Genomic DNA, 20,113 nt, shown 5'->3' with positions numbered 1-20,113 from the left:
ATGGATTTCAATTTTATTAGTAAAACGTTTCTAGCCACCTTGGGTGGCGTTCCAGTGACCCTTCTGATCATGGTCGTATCGATTCTCTTGAGTTTTTTTCCAGCCCTCTTTTTGGCACTCGGCCAGATCTATAAGGTCAAAGGGGTTCGCAGTTTCTCAGTGGTTTACTTAGCCTTTATCCGCGCGACACCTCCAATTCTCTTGATTCTCTTCTTTTATAGTCTCTTTCCCAGTCTCTTAAATAGCTTTTTTAAGAGCATAGGCAGTCACTTTAATGTCTTTGAGATCAATCCCATTTACTATGCCTTTATCATCTTTAGCTTGATGACGACAGGAAGTCTAGCTGAAATTTTACGGTCAGCCATTCTGACGGTGGATAAGGGCCAGCTAGAAGCAGCGCAAGCCATTGGCTTGACCAACCGCCAAGCCTATATCCGCATTGTTTTTCCACAAGCCTTGCGTGCGGCCCTGCCTAATCTGTGTAACCTGGTCATCAACTTGGTCAAAGGAACCTCCCTTGTCTTTGTCATGACCATCAAGGATATCACCGCCATTGCCAAGGTCGAAGCCTCTTATGGCTATCAATATTTTGAATCCTATTTAGTGATTTTTATTCTTTATATTGTCATTTGTGGGGTGATTCAGTGGGGATTCAACCTCTTAGAAAAACGCCTGACACTCGCATAGAAGAAGGAGAAATGAGAAGATGTTAGAAGTAGAACACGTATCGAAAAAATTTAAGGACCACCAAGTCTTGGTAGATGTTAATCTCAAGGTCAACCAAGGGGATGTCGTCGTTATTTTGGGTCCATCTGGATCAGGAAAAACAACCTTCCTTCGCTGCCTCAATCACTTGGAAAAGGCAGACACAGGCCGTTTGACTTTGGGTGGAAAAGAGTATGATCTCTCAAAGCTCAGCAAAAAAGAAATTCTAGAAATCCGCCAAAAGACAGCCTTTGTCTTCCAGCATTACAATCTCTTTGCTAATAAAACAGCGATTGAAAATATCTTAGAGGGCCTGATTGTGGCTCGGAAGATTCCAAAAGAAGAAGCCATCCAACGGGCAGAATCCGCCCTTGAAAAAGTCGGCCTCCTCGCTTATAAGGATTACTATCCTTCTCAATTGTCAGGTGGTCAGCAGCAACGGATCGGGATTGCGCGTGCCATCGCAGTGAAACCCGACGTGATCTTGCTGGATGAGCCAACTTCAGCGCTAGACCCAGAATTGGTCGGGGACGTCTTAGATGTCATGAAGCAATTGGCTCAAGAAGGCGTAACCATGGTTGTCGTAACCCATGAGATGGGCTTCGCGCGTGATGTGGCCAACCACGTCATCTTTATGGATGGCGGGCACATCATCGAAGAAAATGAACCGCATGAATTCTTCAACAGTCCAAAAGAAGAACGAACCAAACAATTCCTTTCACGGATTCTATCCGACGCCACCTACAGCGTCGAATACATGATTTGATAAGAGGCACACCCTGGTAAGGGTGTGTTTTTTTGCTTCGGAAAAATTTTTTTAAAAAATGTAAAAAATTATGTAAAAAAGTGTTGACAAAAAACCCAGTCTGCTTTATAATAATTTATGTAAACAAAAAGAGGTTGAGAAAATCTCAAAAGTTTACAGGATCAATAGTGGAAAGGAGATGGTGAAATGCTATTTCCAAAATATAGAAAACTAATTGATAAAAGAAGAAATACAAGATCCTAGCCCTCGAGGCTATTCATTTAAAAGTAAAATAAAATTATGTAAAAAACATAAAGTAGCCAAATCGGCTACTCATTTTCAAGAATAAATTAAAATTATGTAAAACGAGGTAATAACTATGAACAACAACTTTAACAATATGGATGATCTTTTCAATCAACTAATGGGAAACATGGGTGGTTTTCGTTCTGAAAGCCGTCGCTACATGATCAATGGTCGTGAAGTAACACCTGAAGAATTCGCCATTTACCGTCAAACTGGTCAACTTCCAACTGAAGGAAGTGAGCCCGTGCAACACCAACAAGGCAAAGGCATGAAACAAGATGGGATCCTTGCGAAGCTTGGTCGTAACTTGACCGAAGAAGCTCGTGAAGGTAAGCTAGATCCAGTTATTGGACGTAATAAAGAAATTCAAGAAACTTCTGAAATTCTTTCTCGCCGTACTAAGAACAATCCTGTTCTTGTAGGGGATGCGGGTGTTGGTAAAACAGCCGTTGTAGAAGGCTTGGCCCAAGCTATCGTGAATGGTGACGTTCCAGCAGCCATCAAGAACAAAGAAATTATTTCCATCGATATTTCTGGTCTAGAAGCTGGTACGCAATACCGTGGTAGCTTTGAAGAAAATATCCAAAATATGATCCAAGAAGTCAAAGCCATGGGAAATGTCATTCTCTTCTTTGATGAAATTCACCAAATCCTTGGTGCTGGCTCAATCGGTGGTGATAGTGGATCTAAAGGTCTTGCGGATATCTTGAAACCAGCTCTTTCACGTGGTGAATTGACCGTGATTGGGGCAACGACTCAAGATGAATACCGCAACACTATCTTGAAAAATGCAGCTCTTGCACGTCGTTTCAACGAAGTCAAGGTCAATGCTCCATCTGCTGAAGATACCTTCAAGATCCTCCAAGGAATCCGTGAACTGTATCAACAACACCACAATGTGGTCTTGCCAGATGAAGTCTTGAAAGCTGCTGTTGATTACTCTGTTCAATACATTCCACAACGTAGCTTGCCGGATAAGGCCATTGACTTGGTCGATGTGACAGCTGCTCACTTGGCAGCACAACACCCAGTGACAGATGTACATGCGGTTGAGCACGAAATCCAAGCGGAAAAAACTAAACAAGAAGAAGCTGCTGCAAAAGAAGATTACGAAGCAGCCCTTAATGCAAAAATTCGGATCGAAGAATTGGAAAAACAAATTGCTAACCATACAGAAGATCACAAGGTGACTGCAACTGTCAATGACGTAGCTGAGTCTGTCGAACGGATGACTGGTATTCCTGTTTCTCAAATGGGGGCTACGGACATCGAACGTTTGAAAGATATGGGTCACCGTTTGCAAACGAAAGTTATCGGTCAAGACAAAGCCGTTGAAGCTGTTTCAAAAGCGATCCGTCGGAACCGTGCAGGGTTTGATGAAGGTAACCGTCCAATCGGTAGCTTCCTCTTCGTCGGACCTACTGGTGTTGGTAAAACAGAGTTGGCTAAACAATTAGCCCTTGATATGTTCGGTACTAAAGATGCCATCATCCGTTTGGACATGTCAGAATATAGCGACCGTACAGCCGTATCTAAATTGATCGGTACAACTGCAGGTTATGTAGGTTACGATGACAACAACAATACATTAACTGAACGCGTCCGTCGTAATCCATACTCTATCGTCCTTCTTGATGAGATTGAAAAGGCGGATCCTCAAGTGATCACCCTTCTTCTTCAAGTCTTGGATGATGGTCGTTTGACAGACGGTCAAGGGAACACGGTCAACTTCAAGAATACAGTGATTATCGCCACTTCAAACGCTGGCTTTGGTTACGAAGCGAACTTGACAGAAGATGCGGACAAGCCAGAACTCATGGATCGTTTGAAACCATTCTTCCGTCCAGAATTCTTGAACCGTTTCAACGCTGTGATTGAATTTTCACACTTGAGCAAGGAAGACCTTTCTAAGATTGTTGACTTGATGTTAGTAGAAGTGAACAAAACTCTTGCTAAGAAAGACATCGACTTGACAGTGAGCGATGCTGCCAAAGAATACATGACTGAAGAAGGATATGATGAAGTTATGGGTGTTCGTCCACTCCGTCGTGTGGTTGAACAACAAATCCGAGATAAAGTGACAGACTTCCACTTGGATAATCTTGATGCTAAACACTTGCTAGCAGATATGGAAGATGGAGAATTGGTTATTAAAGAGAGTGGAAACTCAGAAGAATAACTAGGGCATCTAGCACCATAAACGAGAGAAAATCAGTTTGAAAAAGGAGGCTAAGAAAAAATTCTTAGCCTTTTTTTATGTCAACAAAAGAAAAATATATAAGGTATAGTTTTATCGTTTTTTTTCCCAGAAAGTGAAAAATGATAAAAAATAGGTATGATTTTTCATAAATTGGTGCAAAATACAGTATGAAAATGCCTTAGAAAGCGTCTGTAAGCAAGATTTTCTTATAAATGAACAAATAAATTATATAATATATAAAAGACTAAATTTAAGGGGATAGGATGATTTTATGAAAAATCCAATTGATATTTATTCGACAAAAGATTATAAGAAAGTTGAAGCTGTCGTTCAATTGATGGTGGATGGAAAGGTGACAAGTTATAGAGTAGCGACTGAGACAGATATTAGTAAGATGAGTCTAGCTACCTTGACAAAAGGAACCAGTAAAATTAAAAACATTACCTATCAAACAGCCATGTTGTTGATTGAATGGTATGATAAAAATCATGAAAAATATGGAATTGCAATCGATTAGCAAAAACCTATTTTTTATGGTTTTTTCTTTTTCTAAAAAAGGAATTACTAGAAAAGATGTTCGAATCGAATAGAGGGCAGACCACCTCAATCTACCGACTTATTTTTTGAAAATCAAGGGTTCGTATTGAAAATGCCTATAAAATTTGCTATAGTAGAGCATATATGATTTAAAAAGGAGAAATGGTATGCAAAGTGGTACAACCTTGCTATTTATGCTTGCGCTAATGGTCGGAATGATGTTCTTCATGAGCCGTAGCCAAAAGAAACAATACCAAAAACGGATGGAAAGCTTGAACAAGCTTCAAAAAGGGTATGAAGTGATTACCATCGGTGGTTTGTATGGAACAGTTGATGAAGTAGACACTGAACGGAAAACCGTTGTCTTGGATGTGGATGGCGTATACCTCACATTTGAATTGACAGCTATTAAAACAGTTTTGCCAGTTTCAGAAGGGGTGACAGCTGGTGCAGTTGAAGGCGCTGGTGACTCAGATTCTATCATCGACGGTGAATAATAAGAAAGAGCGATCAAAAGGTCGCTTTTTTCATTTTTAGATATATACCCTCTAGAAAAGGGGCTAGACTGCCATTTTAAGCGGATTTATGATATAATGAAGCGATAAAAACAGTGAAATAGGTAGAAAAACATGTTTCGTTTTAAAAAGAAAGAAAAGTTAAGTGTTCCCCTAGAAGTGCCCAAGCACATTGGAATCATTATGGATGGGAACGGTCGTTGGGCCAAAAAACGGATGCAACCTCGTGTCTTTGGCCACAAGGCAGGCATGGAGGCTCTGCAAGAAGTAACCATCGCAGCCAAGGAGATGGGAGTGAAAGCTCTAACGGTCTATGCTTTCTCAACTGAAAACTGGACGCGTCCTCAACAGGAAGTGAGTTTTATCATGAATCTTCCAGTTGAATTTTACGATCGCTTTGTTCCAGAACTTCATAGAAATAATGTGAAGATCCAGATGATTGGCGAGGTTTCCCGTCTTCCAAAGGAAACCTTAGAGGCTCTGGAAAAGGCAGAGGCGTTAACCCACTCCAATACAGGCTTGATTTTGAATTTTGCCTTGAACTATGGAGGACGGGCGGAACTGACCCAAGCAGTCAAACAAATCGCCCAGGAAGTTCTCGATGCGCACTTAAATCCGGGTGATATTACAGAAGAGACCATTGCCAATTATCTGTATACCAGTAGTCTACCCAAGGACTTGCGAGATCCTGACCTGATTATTCGGACAAGTGGGGAGCTTCGCTTGAGTAACTTTTTGCCTTGGCAAGCGGCCTATAGTGAGCTTTACTTTACCGATGTGATGTGGCCAGATTTTGGAGAAAAGGCCTTGCATGATGCAATAGAAGAATACAGCCATCGTCATCGACGCTTTGGTGGTGTATAGGAGAGAAATAGATGAGAAAAGATTTACAGAAGCGAGTGATTTTTGGAGGAATCGCCTTAGCTTTCTTTATTCCAGTCGTCCTTGTTGGAGGAGTTGTTTTTCAGATTGTAGTGGGACTCATCGCTATGTTGGGTGTTCATGAATTGTTGAAGATGAAAGGCTTGCAGACCGAAACCATCGAAGGAGCCTTGGCTATGCTAGCAGCTCTTGTGTTAGCCCTGCCTTTAGAGAGTTACCTTCCTTTCTTGCCAGCAGGTGGCAATTTCATCGCCTACGGGCTCTTGGTCTTGCTATTGATGGGGACAACTGTCTTAGCACAAGGCTATACCTATGATGAGGTTGTCTATCCAATCGCCTCTAGCTTTTATGTCGGCTTTGGATTCCACGCCTTGATTCAGGCGCGCTTAGCAGGTGTGGATAAAATTCTCTTGGCCCTCTTTATTGTTTGGGCTACGGATTCAGGGGCCTACTTTATTGGGAGCCAGTTCGGTAAGAAAAAACTCTTGCCAAGAGTGTCACCTAATAAGACTGTTGAAGGAAGTCTAGGCGGGATTGCTTGTGCAGTCGTTGTGACGATGATCTTTATGATCCTAGATCGTACTGTTGCGGGATCTTACGGTTGGGTAACCATGATTCTCTTTACCATTCTTTTCAGTATAGCAGCTCAGTTTGGTGACCTCGTCGAAAGTGCCATCAAGCGCCATTTTGGAGTGAAAGACTCTGGCCGTTTTATCCCTGGTCACGGTGGTGTCTTGGATCGATTTGATAGCTTGATTTTTGTTTTCCCACTGATGCTATTCTTTGGTCTATTTTAAACAATAATCGTATAATCATCAGATAAAACGAAGGAGCGTGTATGCAATTTATTGCCTTTATTATCATTTTTGGCGTCATTGTTCTGGTGCATGAGTTTGGCCATTTCTATTTTGCAAAGAAATCAGGCATCTTGGTCCGTGAGTTTGCGATTGGGATGGGGCCAAAGATTTTTGCGCATGTGGGCAAGGACGGAACAGCCTATACCATTCGAATCCTTCCGCTGGGCGGCTATGTTCGTATGGCAGGATGGGGCGAAGATACGACAGAGATTAAGACAGGAACGCCTGTCAGTCTGACTTTGAACCCTGAGGGAACTGTTGTTCGGATCAACCTTTCTGGAAAAAATATCGACCAGACAGCTCTCCCCATGAATGTCACAGATTTTGATTTTGAGAATAAACTTCAGATTACAGGAATCGTCATCGAAGAGACCAAAACCTATCCTGTCCACCATGATGCAACCATCGTTGAGGAAGATGGGACAGAAGTACGGATTGCCCCTCTGGATGTGCAGTATCAAAATGCTAGTATCTGGGGACGACTGATTACCAACTTTGCTGGTCCGATGAACAACTTTATCTTAAGTATTGTTGTGTACTCTCTTCTCGCCTTTATGCAGGGAGGAGCAGTGGACTACTACAGCAACCATGTTCGAGTTGTTCCTCAAGGAGTAGTGGCTAAGGCCGGTTTGAAAGACAATGACCAGATCGTTCAGATCAATGAATACAAGGTTTCCAATTGGGATGAGTTGACCGATTCTGTCCAGAAGGCAACCCGTAACCAAGGAAAAAATCCAGAAGTAACGATCACCTATGAACGAGACGGGAAGACTCAAAAAGTGACGGTCCAACCAGAAGAAGATGGTGGACGCTATTATATCGGTGTGATTAATGCCGTTAAGACCGGCTTTTTCGATAAGCTTCTCTCAGGTGTGACAGATACTTGGTACACCGCAACTCGTATCTTAACGGCCTTGAAGGATATTATCTTCCACTTTAGTTTGAACAAGTTGGGTGGTCCGGTAGCGATCTACAAAGCTAGTTCACAAGCAGCGGAGCTAGGACTTCCAGCTATCCTGTCCCTGATGGCCATGTTGTCCATCAATATCGGAATCTTTAACTTGATCCCCATTCCGGCCTTGGATGGTGGAAAAATCTTGATCAATCTGATCGAGCTGGTCCGTAGAAAACCGCTGAAGCAGGAGGTAGAAACCTACTTGACCCTTGCTGGAGTGGCAGTCATGGTTATCTTGATGATTGCCGTGACTTGGAACGATATAATGAAATTATTTTTGAAATAGAAAAGGAATGAATCTGAATGAAACAAAGTAAAATGCTTATTCCAACACTTCGCGAAATGCCAAGTGATGCGCAGGTCATTAGCCACGCTTTGATGCTCCGTGCTGGTTATGTTCGTCAAGTATCAGCAGGTGTTTATTCATATCTGCCACTTGCAAATCGTGTGATTGAAAAAGCTAAGAAGATCATGCGCCAGGAATTTGATAAGATTGGTGCCGTTGAGATGTTGGCTCCAGCCCTTCTCAGTGCGGATCTTTGGCGCGAATCTGGCCGTTATGAAACTTACGGGGAAGACTTGTACAAATTGAAAAATCGTGAGAAGTCAGACTTTATCTTGGGTCCAACTCACGAAGAAACGTTCACAGCAATTGTCCGTGATTCTGTCAAGTCTTACAAGCAATTGCCACTGAACTTGTACCAAATCCAGCCTAAGTATCGTGATGAAAAACGTCCACGTAATGGCCTTCTTCGTACCCGTGAATTCATCATGAAAGATGGCTATAGCTTCCACGCTAACTACGATAGCTTGGATGTAACTTATGATGAGTACAAGGCAGCCTACGAACGCATTTTCACTCGCAGTGGCTTGGACTTCAAAGCCATCATTGGTGACGGTGGAGCTATGGGTGGTAAGGATAGCCAAGAATTTATGGCCATTACTCCTTCTCGTACAGACCTTGACCGTTGGGTGGTGTTAGACAAGTCTGTTGCATCATTTGACGAGATTCCTGCAGAAGTGCAAGAAGAAATCAAGGCAGAATTGCTCAAATGGATGGTTTCTGGTGAAGATACCATTGCCTACTCAAGTGAGTCAAGCTATGCAGCTAACTTGGAAATGGCAACTAACGCCTACAAACCAAGCAACCGTGTTGTGACGGAAGAAGAAGTGGCTCGTGTGGAAACACCAGGTGTTAAATCAATTGATGAAGTCGCAGCCTTCTTGAACATCTCTGAAGAGCAAACCATCAAGACCTTGGTTTATATCGCAGACGAGGAGCCAGTTGTAGCCCTACTCGTCGGCAATGACCAACTCAATGAAGTCAAATTGAAAAATCACCTTGGAGCAGACTTCTTGGAACCTGCAACCGAAGCCGAAGTGAAAGAATTGTTGGGAGCGGACTTTGGTTCACTTGGCCCAGTCAATCTTCCGGAAAATGTTAAGATTATTGCTGACCGCAAGGTGCAAGATAGCCGCAATGCGGTTGTTGGTGCCAACGAAGATGGCTACCACTTGATGGGTGTCAACCCAGGTCGTGACTTCACTGCTGAGTATGTGGATATCCGTGAAGTTCGTGAAGGTGAAATTTCTCCTGATGGACAAGGCGTTCTCAACTTTGCGCGTGGGATCGAAATCGGTCACATCTTCAAACTTGGAACTCGTTACTCAGCAAGTATGGGGGCAGATGTCTTGGACGAAAATGGCCGTGCTGTACCAATCATCATGGGATGCTACGGTATCGGTGTGAGTCGTCTCCTTTCAGCAGTCATGGAACAACACGCTCGCCTCTTTGTTAACAAAACGCCTAAAGGTGAATACCGTTACGCTTGGGGCATCAACTTCCCTAAAGAATTGGCGCCATTTGATGTGCACTTGATTCCAGTCAATGTCAAGGACGAAGCAAGTCTTGAATTGACTAGCAAGATCGAAGACCAATTGGTCAAGGCTGGCTACGAAGTCTTGGTGGACGATCGTAACGAACGTGCCGGTGTTAAATTTAGCGATAGTGACTTGATTGGCTTGCCAATCCGCATCACTGTTGGGAAGAAAGCAGCTGACGGTGTCGTAGAAGTGAAAATTAAAGCTTCAGGCGACACGATTGAAGTGCATGCAGACAACCTGCTTGAAACCCTTTCAATTTTAAATAAATAAGCTAAACTGCCAGTTTTACCTGGCAGTTTTCTTTTCCTGAAGAAGTAGCTAACCCCCTGACTTTCCGAAGCGCTAAGAGATTATTGCTATTCGGAATAATTTACCCTCGAGCTGAATAAGTTAAAAACATTTTTTTGCAAAAAAAACTAACCATAGCTAATAGCTTGGTTAGTTCAGTGTTCAAGAGTGGTAATCTAGAGAAGTAGCGATCTAGTTCTCTTCGCTAGGGAAAGACTCTCCAAAAGACAACTCAGAGTATGGTATTTCAAAACTGTCTTTGTTATAAGTTACCTTGACTGAAGTCGTTCCAAAGTCGACGAGGATGGGATGTCCTGAAGTGATGATGGTATAGCGATCAGCGGTTTGTTTGATATCATAGACTGTCGTTGGTCCGTAAAGGTAATCAGAAGAATAGATATCCCCTTTTTTAATTGTTTTTGTTATGGCAACAGTTTCTTTAGTAGGAGAATAGGATAAATTATAGACTTCTTTTCTGTTGATGTCTTGTGCAATAAAAGTTTGATGGTCATCACTTTTTGCTTGATAGTGAATAAACTTTTCATCAAATCGTTTCAGGGCGTTTTGCCTAGTGAGATACAAACTTCCTCCCCATAGACATAGGCCTAAAACGACAAGAGAAGCGATACCAATCAGAACTGTTTTTTTAGTGAGGCGCATAATAACTCCTTTAAATTTATAGTGAATAGAACTAGAGTAAGGAACTCAGATTAAAAAAAAGACGAAAATTTGCGAATAGGTATACGTTCAAAAATGAATTAGAAAGCTTTATTCTTCTTCTGTCAAACCTTGTTCTTCGATAGCTTTAAAAAAGTCTTCAGGTTTACCTTTTAGTTTTTCAAAGAGGGTCCCCTTTTTGTTTGTCACGCCCAAAGCCGCGGCCACTTCATCTACATCCATCTTGGCCAAATCAAAAGTGACAAATTGTCGAACCGTTTTTTTATCTGCAGAAATTAGAACTTTTAACTCAATCCCTTTGGCTTTGTTCATCGCTTCAAAGTAGGGACTGCTTTCCATGTCTTCTTGATAATAGTCAGCTAACTCTTCGCGGCTTTTATCTTGTTCCTCTTCAGGGATCTCTTTTTCATGAATGAAAGAAAAAGCAGTCACCTTATCTTTTAGATAGTAGACTTTGATTTTAGTGACGACATCAGCACTTACTGCCCTTGAAAAAGTTTTCGTCTTCACCTTTTCTTCTTTGGCTTTCTGTTGACTCTGAGTTTGCTTGAGTTTGTTTTCTAGCTGATTCTGACTAGGCGTGCTACAGGCAGTCAGGGTCAGCAGACAGGCACCGGCTAGTAAAATTTCTTCACAGTGAGGGCTCCTTTTAATAAATATTCTGTTCTATTATATCATAACTGAGCCCCGTGAAAAATGACTCGCTAATTGTGTAGGAGCTCGCACCTGGCCCTATTTTTTTCTGTCGAAAAACAGGCCGATTTATGGTAAAATAGGGTCACTACTGTACGAGGAAATATCATGTCAAACAAGTTTGAAATCTTAATGAATCAGTTGGGAATGCCTTTGGAAATGCGTGAATCAGACGCTTTTGAAGGGGCTGAGATCCAAGAGGTCATCGTCCATAAGCTCAGTCGTGTTTGGGAATTTCGTTTTGTTTTTGCCGAAATTCTTCCCATCACGATTTTTCAGGAGCTCAAAAACCGCTTGGCTGAGGAGTTTTCAAAGACAGGAAATCGAGCGGTGTTTGAGATTCAGGTAAAGAATCCAACTTTTAGTGAGGAGCTCTTGCAAGCCTATTATCAGGAGGCTTTTGAAGATGGTCCCTGTGCGAGTCAGGGCTTTAAGAGCATGTATCAACACCTGCAAGTTCGCTCTCAAGGAGAAGAGCTGATTATTAGTGGCCCCTCATCTGTGGATACGGAGCACCACCGGAAAAACCATCTGCCTAATCTTGCTAGTCAATTGACCAAGTTTGGCTTTCCCCATTTCCAGTGTCGGGTCGAGGCGGATGACCAGTTGACAGAAGAACTCCAGCAAGCCTTCGAGGCTGAGAAGGATCAAATCTTCCAAGCAGCTCACGAAGAAACTCTGCGGGCCATGGAGTCCTTGTCTCAAATGGCCCCACCACCAGCAGAAGAAAAACCAGCCTTTGATTTCAAGGCCAAAAAGGCTGTGGCTAAGCCCAAGCTGGATAAGGCAGAGGTCACTCCTATGATCGATATCACGACAGAAGAGAACCGCATTGTCTTTGAAGGAGTGGTTTTTGATGTTGAGCAAAAGGTGACTCGGACAGGTCGGGTCTTGATCAATTTCAAGATGACCGACTATACTTCCAGTTTTTCGCTTCAAAAATGGGCTAAAAACGAAGAAGAAGCTCAGAAGTTTGACATGATCAAGAAAAACTCTTGGTTACGGGTCCGTGGGAATATCGAGGTCAATAACTTTACACGAGATTTGACCATGAATGTCCAGGATGTTCAAGAAGTGGTCCACTATGAGCGCAAGGATCTGATGCCAGAAGGTGAGCGTCGGGTCGAGTTCCATGCCCATACCAATATGTCGACCATGGATGCCCTACCTGAGGTAGAGGAGTTAGTCGCAAAAGCAGCCAAATGGGGCCACAAGGCTCTTGCCATTACCGATCACGGCAATGTGCAGTCCTTCCCTCATGGTTATAAGGCAGCTAAAAAGGCTGGTATCCAACTTATCTATGGGATGGAAGCCAATATTGTCGAAGACCGCGTGCCGATTACTTACAATGAAGTTGATTTAGACCTTCATGAAGCAACCTATGTGGTTTTTGACGTGGAAACGACAGGACTCTCAGCGATTTACAATGACCTGATTCAGGTTGCCGCTTCTAAAATGCACAAGGGCAATATTATTGCCGAATTCGATGAGTTCATCAATCCAGGGCATCCCATTTCCGCCTTTACAACGGACCTGACAGGTATTACCGATGATCATGTTCGCAATGCCAAACCTTTGAAACAGGTCTTGGAGGAGTTCCAGGAATTCTGTCAGGATGCGGTTTTGGTTGCCCATAATGCCACTTTTGACGTGGGCTTCATGAATGCCAACTATGAGCGTCATGGCCTTCCCAAAATCACTCAGCCAGTAATTGATACACTAGAGTTTGCTCGGAACCTCTATCCAGAGTACAAGCGTCATGGTTTGGGGCCCTTGACCAAGCGGTTTGGGGTTGCCTTGGAACACCACCACATGGCCAACTATGATGCGGAAGCGACGGGCCGCTTGCTCTTCATCTTTATCAAGGATGTAGCCGAAAAACATGGCGTGACTAATTTAGCTAAGCTGAATTTGGATCTAATTAGTCCGGATTCCTACAAAAAGGCACGGGTCAAACACGCAACCATCTATGTCAAGAACCAAAACGGCTTGAAAAATATGTTCAAATTGGTCTCTCTTTCCAATACTCAATATTTTGAGGGCGTTCCTCGGATTCCCCGGACAGTTTTAGATGCCCATCGGGAAGGGTTGATCCTGGGATCGGCTTGTTCTGAAGGAGAGGTCTTTGATGCGGTCGTCTCTCAAGGAGTTGACGCCGCAGTAGAAGTAGCCAAGTATTATGACTTTATTGAGGTGATGCCTCCAGCCATTTATGCGCCCCTCATTGCCAAAGAGCAGGTTAAGGATATGGATGAGCTCCAGACCATCATCAAGAGTTTGATTGAGGTGGGAGATCGCCTTGGCAAGCCAGTCCTAGCGACAGGAAATGTCCACTACCTTGAGCCTGAGGAAGAGATCTATCGGGAGATCATTGTCCGCAGTCTCGGGCAAGGGGCTATCATCAACCGGACTATCGGCCATGGAGAAAACGCTCAACCAGCACCCCTGCCAAAAGCCCATTTCCGCACAACCAATGAAATGCTGGATGAATTTGCCTTTCTAGGGGAAGATTTAGCACGAAAATTGGTCATTGAAAATACCAATGCTCTGGCAGAAATCTTTGAACCCGTTGAAGTGGTTAAAGGAGACTTGTATACCCCATTTATTGACAAGGCCGAAGAAACAGTTGCCGAATTGACCTATCAGAAGGCTTTTGAAATCTATGGCAATCCGCTACCTGATATTGTTGATTTGCGGATTGAAAAAGAATTGACCTCTATCCTGGGGAATGGCTTCGCCGTGATCTATCTGGCTTCCCAGCTCTTGGTGCATCGCTCCAATGAACGGGGTTACTTGGTGGGTTCACGGGGATCCGTCGGATCCAGTTTCGTAGCTACCATGATTGGGATTACCGAGGTCAATCCGCTCTCGCCTCACTATGTCTGTGGCCAGTGCCAGTACAGTGAGTTTATCACGGATGGTTCTTATGGTTCAGGCTTTGATATGCCCAATAAGGACTGTCCAAACTGTGGACACCAGCTTAGCAAAAACGGCCAAGATATTCCGTTCGAGACCTTCCTTGGTTTTGATGGGGACAAGGTACCCGATATCGATTTGAACTTCTCAGGGGAAGACCAGCCGAGTGCCCACTTGGATGTCCGGGATATCTTTGGAGAAGAATACGCCTTCCGGGCAGGAACAGTAGGTACGGTTGCGGCCAAGACGGCCTATGGGTTTGTCAAGGGCTATGAGCGTGATTTTGGCAAGTACTACCGAGATGCCGAGGTAGAACGTCTGGCCCAAGGTGCCGCTGGGGTCAAACGGACGACCGGTCAGCACCCAGGGGGAATCGTTGTTATTCCTAACTACATGGATGTCTATGACTTCACCCCTGTTCAGTATCCAGCAGATGATGTGACAGCCGAATGGCAAACCACTCACTTTAACTTCCACGATATCGATGAGAACGTCCTCAAGCTCGATGTCCTGGGACACGATGATCCGACCATGATTCGCAAACTTCAGGACTTATCAGGCATTGATCCAAACGATATTCCTATGGATGATCCTGGTGTCATGGCCCTCTTCTCAGGAACCGATATCCTAGGAGTCACACCGGAGCAAATCGGTACCTCAACCGGTATGCTGGGTATCCCAGAGTTTGGGACCAACTTTGTTCGGGGAATGGTAGATGAGACCCATCCAACCACCTTTGCCGAGTTGCTTCAGCTGTCAGGGCTGTCTCACGGTACCGATGTATGGTTGGGAAATGCCCAAGACTTGATCAAGGCGGGAATTGCCGACCTATCGACCGTTATCGGATGTCGGGACGACATCATGGTTTACCTCATGCACGCTGGCCTAGATCCAAAAATGGCCTTTACCATCATGGAGCGGGTGCGGAAAGGCATGTGGCTCAAGATTCCTGAAGAAGAGCGCAATGGCTATATCGAGGCCATGAAGGCTAACAATGTTCCAGAATGGTACATCGAGTCTTGTGGAAAAATCAAGTACATGTTCCCTAAAGCCCATGCGGCAGCCTACGTTATGATGGCCTTGCGGGTGGCTTACTTCAAAGTGCATCACCCTCTCTATTATTATTGTGCTTACTTCTCCATTCGGGCTAAGGCCTTTGATATCAAGACTATGGGTGCAGGCCTAGAAGCTGTGAAAGCGCGGATGAAGGAGATTGCTGAAAAACGCAAGAACAACGAAGCTTCCAATGTGGAGATTGACCTCTACACAACCCTTGAAATTGTCAATGAGATGTGGGAGCGTGGCTTCAAGTTTGGTAAGCTAGACCTCTATCGCAGTGATGCGACGGAATTCATCATCGATGGAGATACCCTTATCCCACCATTTGTCGCCATGGATGGATTGGGAGAAAACGTCGCCAAGCAGATTGTGCGAGCTCGAAAAGAAGGAGAATTCCTCTCTAAAACGGAGTTGCGCAAACGTGGCGGTGTCTCCTCAACCTTGGTAGAAAAGATGGACGAGATGGGAATTCTTGGCAATATGCCAGAGGATAACCAGTTGAGCCTCTTTGATGATTTGTTCTAATTTAAAGTCAACTTGTTCAAATAAGCCGACTAAGTTTCATCTAATTAAGACTTAACAGTAAAACCAGTAGAGATGATTTTTTATGATTTTCATTTCTACTGGTTTTTAGATATGATAGAGTATAAGTAAGTTTTTATCCAAAGACTAAAACTTTAGGAAGTTATATATTGAAATTATCAAAAATGATTGCTATAAATTACTAATAATGATACTCTTAAACAAGAGTAAGCTTAACGGAAGTAGTGTTTGCTATACCTTAATAACTTTTCGATATGGAATGGAGATAAGTATGATTTTAGGTGAAACTTATAGGAAAATAAGAGAAGAAAAGGGGATTTCTATTTCTTCATTAGCAGGTGCTGAAATTTCAAAATCTCAAATATCTAGATTTGAATTAGGAGAAACAGAGATTTCTGTCTTTAAGTTATTGTATCTTCTTGAAAGAATAGGAGTAACACTAGAAGAATTTCTGCTTATCTGTAATCATTATCAGCCTTCGGATTTTAATACCTTAATAGTTTCTGTTAAACAGGCTGCATATAATGAAGATGCTCAAGCATTACTAGATATGGTAGAGAAAGAAATAGAACTTTTTCATGAGACAAATTCTCATTACCATAAATTAAATGCTATTTTCATCGAAAGTATTGTTTCGGGAATGGATAAGAATCATCAATTGAGTCGTCAAGACGCCTCTTATCTTACAAACTATTTATTTTCTGTTGAAAACTGGGGTTATTACGAAACGCTCATCCTTGGAAATTGCTGTCGTGTTCTATCTCCAGATTTATTATTTAGATATGCCAAAGAGGCGCTCAAAAAAGGGAAATTGTATAGTTCTATACCTAGAAATAGACAATCTCTCATTCAACTACTTCTCAATTCTTTGATTATAATGATTGAGAACGACTTATATGAGGAATCTTTATTTTTAAAACAGGCTACGAAGAATATATTAGCGGATTCCACAGATTTTTTTGAACAAACTATTTTGCTATATTTAGATGGATATTTGGAACTGAAATTCTATCATAATCAAAAATCACTTTTAAAAATCGAAGAAGCTTTAAAAATTTTCGAACTCTTCAATAAAACAATCTACAAAAATTACAAAGAATACTTTGAGAAACACATCATTCATTTAATAGACTAGGCCATTTATCTATAAGGTAATAACGTGATCAAACTCTTCCAATATTTTTGGACTTTGATCATGAGTAATGACAATAACAATTGCATCTTTAATGGATAGAATGTAGTCCATCATTGCTTTAGCTTTTATTGGATCAAGATTGCTTGTAGGTTCGTCAAATATATATACAGAATATGGTTTGACTAAAAACCTAGCTAAATCAATTCGTTGCTTTTCTCCTTCTGAAATGCTTTTGCCTGATTGAGATAGACTCTTATTAAGGAAGTGTTCGTTAAATCCTAAGGCTTTTCTTAATTTTTCAGTTAAATAAAGGTTTCTGGACAGTTTGATATTATCTAGGACATTTCCTTCAATTAGAAAATCATTTTTTTGCACAAATGCAATATCTTTATATAACTCCTCTGAGGGAATATCAATATTCTGTTTTCCGTTGATTTGTATTTCCCCATCATAAATATTTTTGGAATAATAATTTAGTATTAATTTTACTAAAGTTGTTTTCCCAGCTCCTGAAGCACCGATAATTGCATAGCGCTTGCCTTTTTTAAATTCATAGGAAAAATGGTCAAATAATATTTTATTTTCAATTTCATAATGTAATTGGCTAATAGAAATGGTCGAAATGTTATCACAATCAATTGTACTTGTTTTATGGAAAGTTCCATGATTTGTCTCATATAGATTTTCTTGGATATTATCAATAATGGACTTGCTACTGCTGATTAAATTTTTATTGTAAAGAATAGATTGTAATGGAGCAAAAACACCGTTTAATAATTGAATACTTGTTACTAGTAATCCAATAGTCAGTAAGTTATTTCTTACAAAAAAGATACCAGCGACCATACAGGATAGTTGAGAGCCAAAACTTAGTAAAATTCCAGTAGTTGAAGCTAAGTCTTTTAAAAATTGATATGTTTTTCTGGACTCTTCAAATTCTAAACTGATTCCCTGAATTTTTTCTTGGGTCCAGCTTTGAATATTTAATAACTTAATTTGTTCAAAACCATTAATAAAGTTTGTCATTTTTGACAAATAGTGATTATTTTGTAGAGAATAATTATTAGTTGATTTAGTCATTAACTTTCCAGGAATTTGTGATAGAAAAATCGTTATACTCGACAATAAAAGAAAGACTAATGCTAATCGCCATTCTATATAAATAATAGCAACCACACTCATGATAAGGCTCCCTAAATTTGCAATTAGAGAGATTTTAGGGATTAATAAATTTTCTTGAATAAGGTCACTGTTTTTGGTGATATTATTTAAGAAATCTGAATGGTTACGGTTGTCAATTTGGTTAAATTCACGCGATAAATAATGTAATAAGAGACGCCTTTTTAGATCCAAAATAACTTTTTTTACATATTGGTTTTTAAGATAGGAATAGGAACAAGAAATCAAGAACCACAGTAAAATCGAACCTACAGAAATAGTGATATGAAAGAGTAATCCGCTATTTGAATTAGATATACTATCAAGTATTCTTCCTAATTGCAGAGAGAAGAATGTCATTAAAAGAGCACTTGTCAGACTTAATAAAATGAGCAAGAAATATAGTAATTTATATTGTTTCGTAATCTGGTTCATATTTTTCACCTCTTAATCTATGATAGCAACATTATATTCTAAAACTAAAACTCAGGCTGAGATCTCCCATATTTGGGACATTAATTTTATTTCTTTACTATATTTTGGCTTATAGACATCTGTTGTATATCCAATGAATTTACAACAGCCTTCTTTTTTGTTACTATAATAGATAGAAAGAAGGTGAGAATATGTCTAAGACGAGTATGAGTATTCGTTTGGATAGTGAGGTTAAGGAACAGGCTCAACAGGTTTTTAATCATTTAGGAATGGATATGACAACAGCCATCAATATTTTTCTCCGTCAGGCTATTCAATATCAGGGCTTACCTTTTGATGTTAGAATAGACGATAATCGGAAATTGCTTCAAGTAGTAATGGATGTAGATCAAAATCGGAATATGAGTCGGTCTTTTGAATCTGTCTCAGACTTGATGGAGGACTTGCGTGCTTAAGATTCGCTATCATAAACAGTTTAAAAAAGATTTTAAGTTGGCAATGAAGCGTGGATTGAAAGCAGATTTGTTTGAAGAAGTCTTGCATTTTCTGATTCAAGAAAAAGAACTTCCTGTCAGATATCGTGACCATCAACTGACCAACTCCAAGCATTTTCAAGGTGTTCGTGAGTGTCATATTCAGCCGGATTGGCTTTTGGTGTAAAAAGTGGACAAGGATGAATTGATTTTAAACTTGCTGAGGACAGGAAGTCATAGTGATTTGTTTTGATGGATTCAACGATCCTCGCTCGGTTTGAGGTTGGCTAATGATAGAAAAGAAAAAAAGAGCAACACCTTGGAAGTCAGGGAAAGTCATTTCCATTCGCCTACGGAATGGCGTCTATGTCTTAGCACAAATGGTGCGAGAGCCCTATCTGGTATTTTTTAACCATTTTAATGAGGATAATAGTTGGAAGGGAGTGACTTTGAAAGAGGAGAATATTCTCTTTTGTAAAGCAGTCACTCGTCAGTTTCTACGCTATAGTCCTGTAACGATTGTCAAAGATCTTGACCCTCTCTTAGATTATCGGCTGCCTAAAGAATGGATTTATAGCCATATGGGAGGGCATCCGATTACGGTTTCGGTGAAGGGACGGGAGCGCCAAGTAGCTGGTTTTGGTCATCGGCTTTCCTTGGTTCAGGCGGATAAGGATAGTGGCCAACCAGAGGATAATCCTCTAATGGGACTCTTCCAAGCCTATATCCTACCAAATATCCAAGAGCAAGATTGGGAGCGGGTTGGTCAGGCTGAGCTCATGTCACTTGAAGTCTTTCCGACACTCAATGAACGTCTCTATCTCTGCTTTCTCCATGGGAAAAATGTGAATCCAGAGCAAGATATTTCTTTAGGAAAACCCTTGCTTGATGATTATGAAACCTATCTCGATATTCTTACCAACAGCCCAGAGGCAAGACGCCTTTATCTAGCTGAAGAGGATGCTAAGAAAGGAATAGAACGATGAGAGTAAAAATTTTTGCAGAAGACAAACCTGCTCAAAAAACATTTAGCTATCAATTAGAGCTAAATACTGATACCATTTTAAAAGTAACTGGCCTGGTCTGCTCCACTGTCGTGGTAGCAAACCTCTTGTCACTCTTAAAGGATTAATATAGAAAAGGATTGAA

General features: G+C 41.4%; 17 protein-coding genes and 1 pseudogene. 15 read left to right on the top strand and 3 right to left on the bottom strand.

The features are described 5' to 3' along the window. From HMPREF9421_RS00455 to HMPREF9421_RS00415, 9 genes are all read left to right on the top strand, one after another. Positions 1-687 carry an amino acid ABC transporter permease gene (locus HMPREF9421_RS00455; protein ID WP_006595037.1) on the top strand — a complete coding sequence of 229 codons (687 nt, stop codon included), beginning with the start codon at positions 1-3 and terminating at the stop codon, positions 685-687. Between the two features lie 19 nt (positions 688-706). Continuing rightward, on the top strand, positions 707-1,471 hold the full coding sequence (locus HMPREF9421_RS00450) for an amino acid ABC transporter ATP-binding protein (protein ID WP_006595036.1): 765 nt from the start codon (positions 707-709) through the stop codon (positions 1,469-1,471). A gap of 358 nt (positions 1,472-1,829) precedes the next feature. Then, a complete protein-coding gene (locus tag HMPREF9421_RS00445; RefSeq protein WP_006595035.1) occupies positions 1,830-3,935 on the top strand; it encodes an ATP-dependent Clp protease ATP-binding subunit in 2,106 nt (701 codons plus the stop codon). Positions 3,936-4,227: 292 nt separating this feature from the next. Next, a complete protein-coding gene (locus tag HMPREF9421_RS00440; protein WP_006595034.1) occupies positions 4,228-4,473 on the top strand; it encodes a hypothetical protein in 246 nt (81 codons plus the stop codon). 187 nt (positions 4,474-4,660) lie between these two features. After that, positions 4,661-4,990 (top strand): preprotein translocase subunit YajC, encoded by a 330-nt coding sequence (gene yajC / locus HMPREF9421_RS00435; RefSeq protein ID WP_006595033.1) that lies wholly within the window; start codon positions 4,661-4,663, stop codon positions 4,988-4,990. A 132-nt stretch (positions 4,991-5,122) separates the two neighbouring features. Next, a complete protein-coding gene (locus HMPREF9421_RS00430; RefSeq protein WP_006595032.1) occupies positions 5,123-5,872 on the top strand; it encodes an isoprenyl transferase in 750 nt (249 codons plus the stop codon). Between the two features lie 11 nt (positions 5,873-5,883). Continuing rightward, positions 5,884-6,687, top strand: coding sequence for a phosphatidate cytidylyltransferase (locus tag HMPREF9421_RS00425; RefSeq protein ID WP_006595031.1), 804 nt, complete (start codon positions 5,884-5,886; stop codon positions 6,685-6,687). Between the two features lie 41 nt (positions 6,688-6,728). Then, positions 6,729-7,988, top strand: a complete 1,260-nt coding sequence (gene rseP, locus HMPREF9421_RS00420; protein ID WP_006595030.1) for an RIP metalloprotease RseP — start codon at positions 6,729-6,731, stop codon at positions 7,986-7,988. A 17-nt stretch (positions 7,989-8,005) separates the two neighbouring features. After that, positions 8,006-9,856: a proline--tRNA ligase gene (locus HMPREF9421_RS00415; protein ID WP_006595029.1), complete on the top strand. Its 1,851-nt coding sequence runs from the start codon at positions 8,006-8,008 to the stop codon at positions 9,854-9,856. 210 nt (positions 9,857-10,066) lie between these two features. On the opposite strand, the gene HMPREF9421_RS00410 is transcribed toward HMPREF9421_RS00415, so the two are convergent. Together HMPREF9421_RS00410 and HMPREF9421_RS00405 are read right to left on the bottom strand one after the other, a co-directional pair. Next, positions 10,067-10,534, bottom strand: coding sequence for a hypothetical protein (locus tag HMPREF9421_RS00410; RefSeq protein WP_006595028.1), 468 nt, complete (start codon positions 10,532-10,534; stop codon positions 10,067-10,069). Between the two features lie 108 nt (positions 10,535-10,642). After that, a complete protein-coding gene (locus HMPREF9421_RS00405) occupies positions 10,643-11,062 on the bottom strand; it encodes a hypothetical protein (protein ID WP_006595027.1) in 420 nt (139 codons plus the stop codon). 291 nt (positions 11,063-11,353) lie between these two features. Here HMPREF9421_RS00405 and HMPREF9421_RS00400 point away from each other — a divergent pair, with 291 nt between their 5' ends. Both HMPREF9421_RS00400 and HMPREF9421_RS00395 read left to right on the top strand, forming a co-directional pair. Continuing rightward, complete coding sequence (locus HMPREF9421_RS00400; RefSeq protein WP_006595026.1) at positions 11,354-15,745, top strand: PolC-type DNA polymerase III; 4,392 nt, start codon at positions 11,354-11,356, stop codon at positions 15,743-15,745. 289 nt (positions 15,746-16,034) lie between these two features. After that, positions 16,035-16,898 carry a helix-turn-helix domain-containing protein gene (locus HMPREF9421_RS00395; protein ID WP_006596968.1) on the top strand — a complete coding sequence of 288 codons (864 nt, stop codon included), beginning with the start codon at positions 16,035-16,037 and terminating at the stop codon, positions 16,896-16,898. A 9-nt stretch (positions 16,899-16,907) separates the two neighbouring features. Here the strand turns inward: HMPREF9421_RS00395 and HMPREF9421_RS00390 are convergent, their stop codons facing one another. Beyond that, entirely contained in the window at positions 16,908-18,491 is a 1,584-nt protein-coding gene (locus tag HMPREF9421_RS00390) for an ATP-binding cassette domain-containing protein (protein ID WP_006595024.1), read from the bottom strand. Between the two features lie 191 nt (positions 18,492-18,682). Here HMPREF9421_RS00390 and HMPREF9421_RS00385 point away from each other — a divergent pair, with 191 nt between their 5' ends. The 4 genes and pseudogenes from HMPREF9421_RS00385 (at position 18,683) to HMPREF9421_RS10890 (ending at position 20,096) form a co-directional block, all read left to right on the top strand. Further along, positions 18,683-18,946 carry a type II toxin-antitoxin system RelB/DinJ family antitoxin gene (locus tag HMPREF9421_RS00385; RefSeq protein WP_006595023.1) on the top strand — a complete coding sequence of 88 codons (264 nt, stop codon included), beginning with the start codon at positions 18,683-18,685 and terminating at the stop codon, positions 18,944-18,946. Then, positions 18,939-19,217, top strand: a pseudogene (locus HMPREF9421_RS00380) (type II toxin-antitoxin system RelE/ParE family toxin). Before HMPREF9421_RS00385 ends, HMPREF9421_RS00380 begins: the two are co-directional and overlap by 8 nt. Positions 19,218-19,254: 37 nt before the next feature. Then, positions 19,255-19,950, top strand: coding sequence for a hypothetical protein (locus HMPREF9421_RS00375; protein ID WP_006595021.1), 696 nt, complete (start codon positions 19,255-19,257; stop codon positions 19,948-19,950). Continuing rightward, complete coding sequence (locus HMPREF9421_RS10890) at positions 19,947-20,096, top strand: hypothetical protein (RefSeq protein WP_006595020.1); 150 nt, start codon at positions 19,947-19,949, stop codon at positions 20,094-20,096. Before HMPREF9421_RS00375 ends, HMPREF9421_RS10890 begins: the two co-directional genes overlap by 4 nt. The last annotated feature ends 17 nt before the right edge of the window (positions 20,097-20,113 follow it).

The sequence above is a fragment of the Streptococcus australis ATCC 700641 genome, assembly GCF_000186465.1.
GTDB lineage: Bacteria > Bacillota > Bacilli > Lactobacillales > Streptococcaceae > Streptococcus > Streptococcus australis.
Note: the sequence above shows the minus strand (reverse complement) of the source record. Positions and strands in the feature narration are given on the sequence as shown.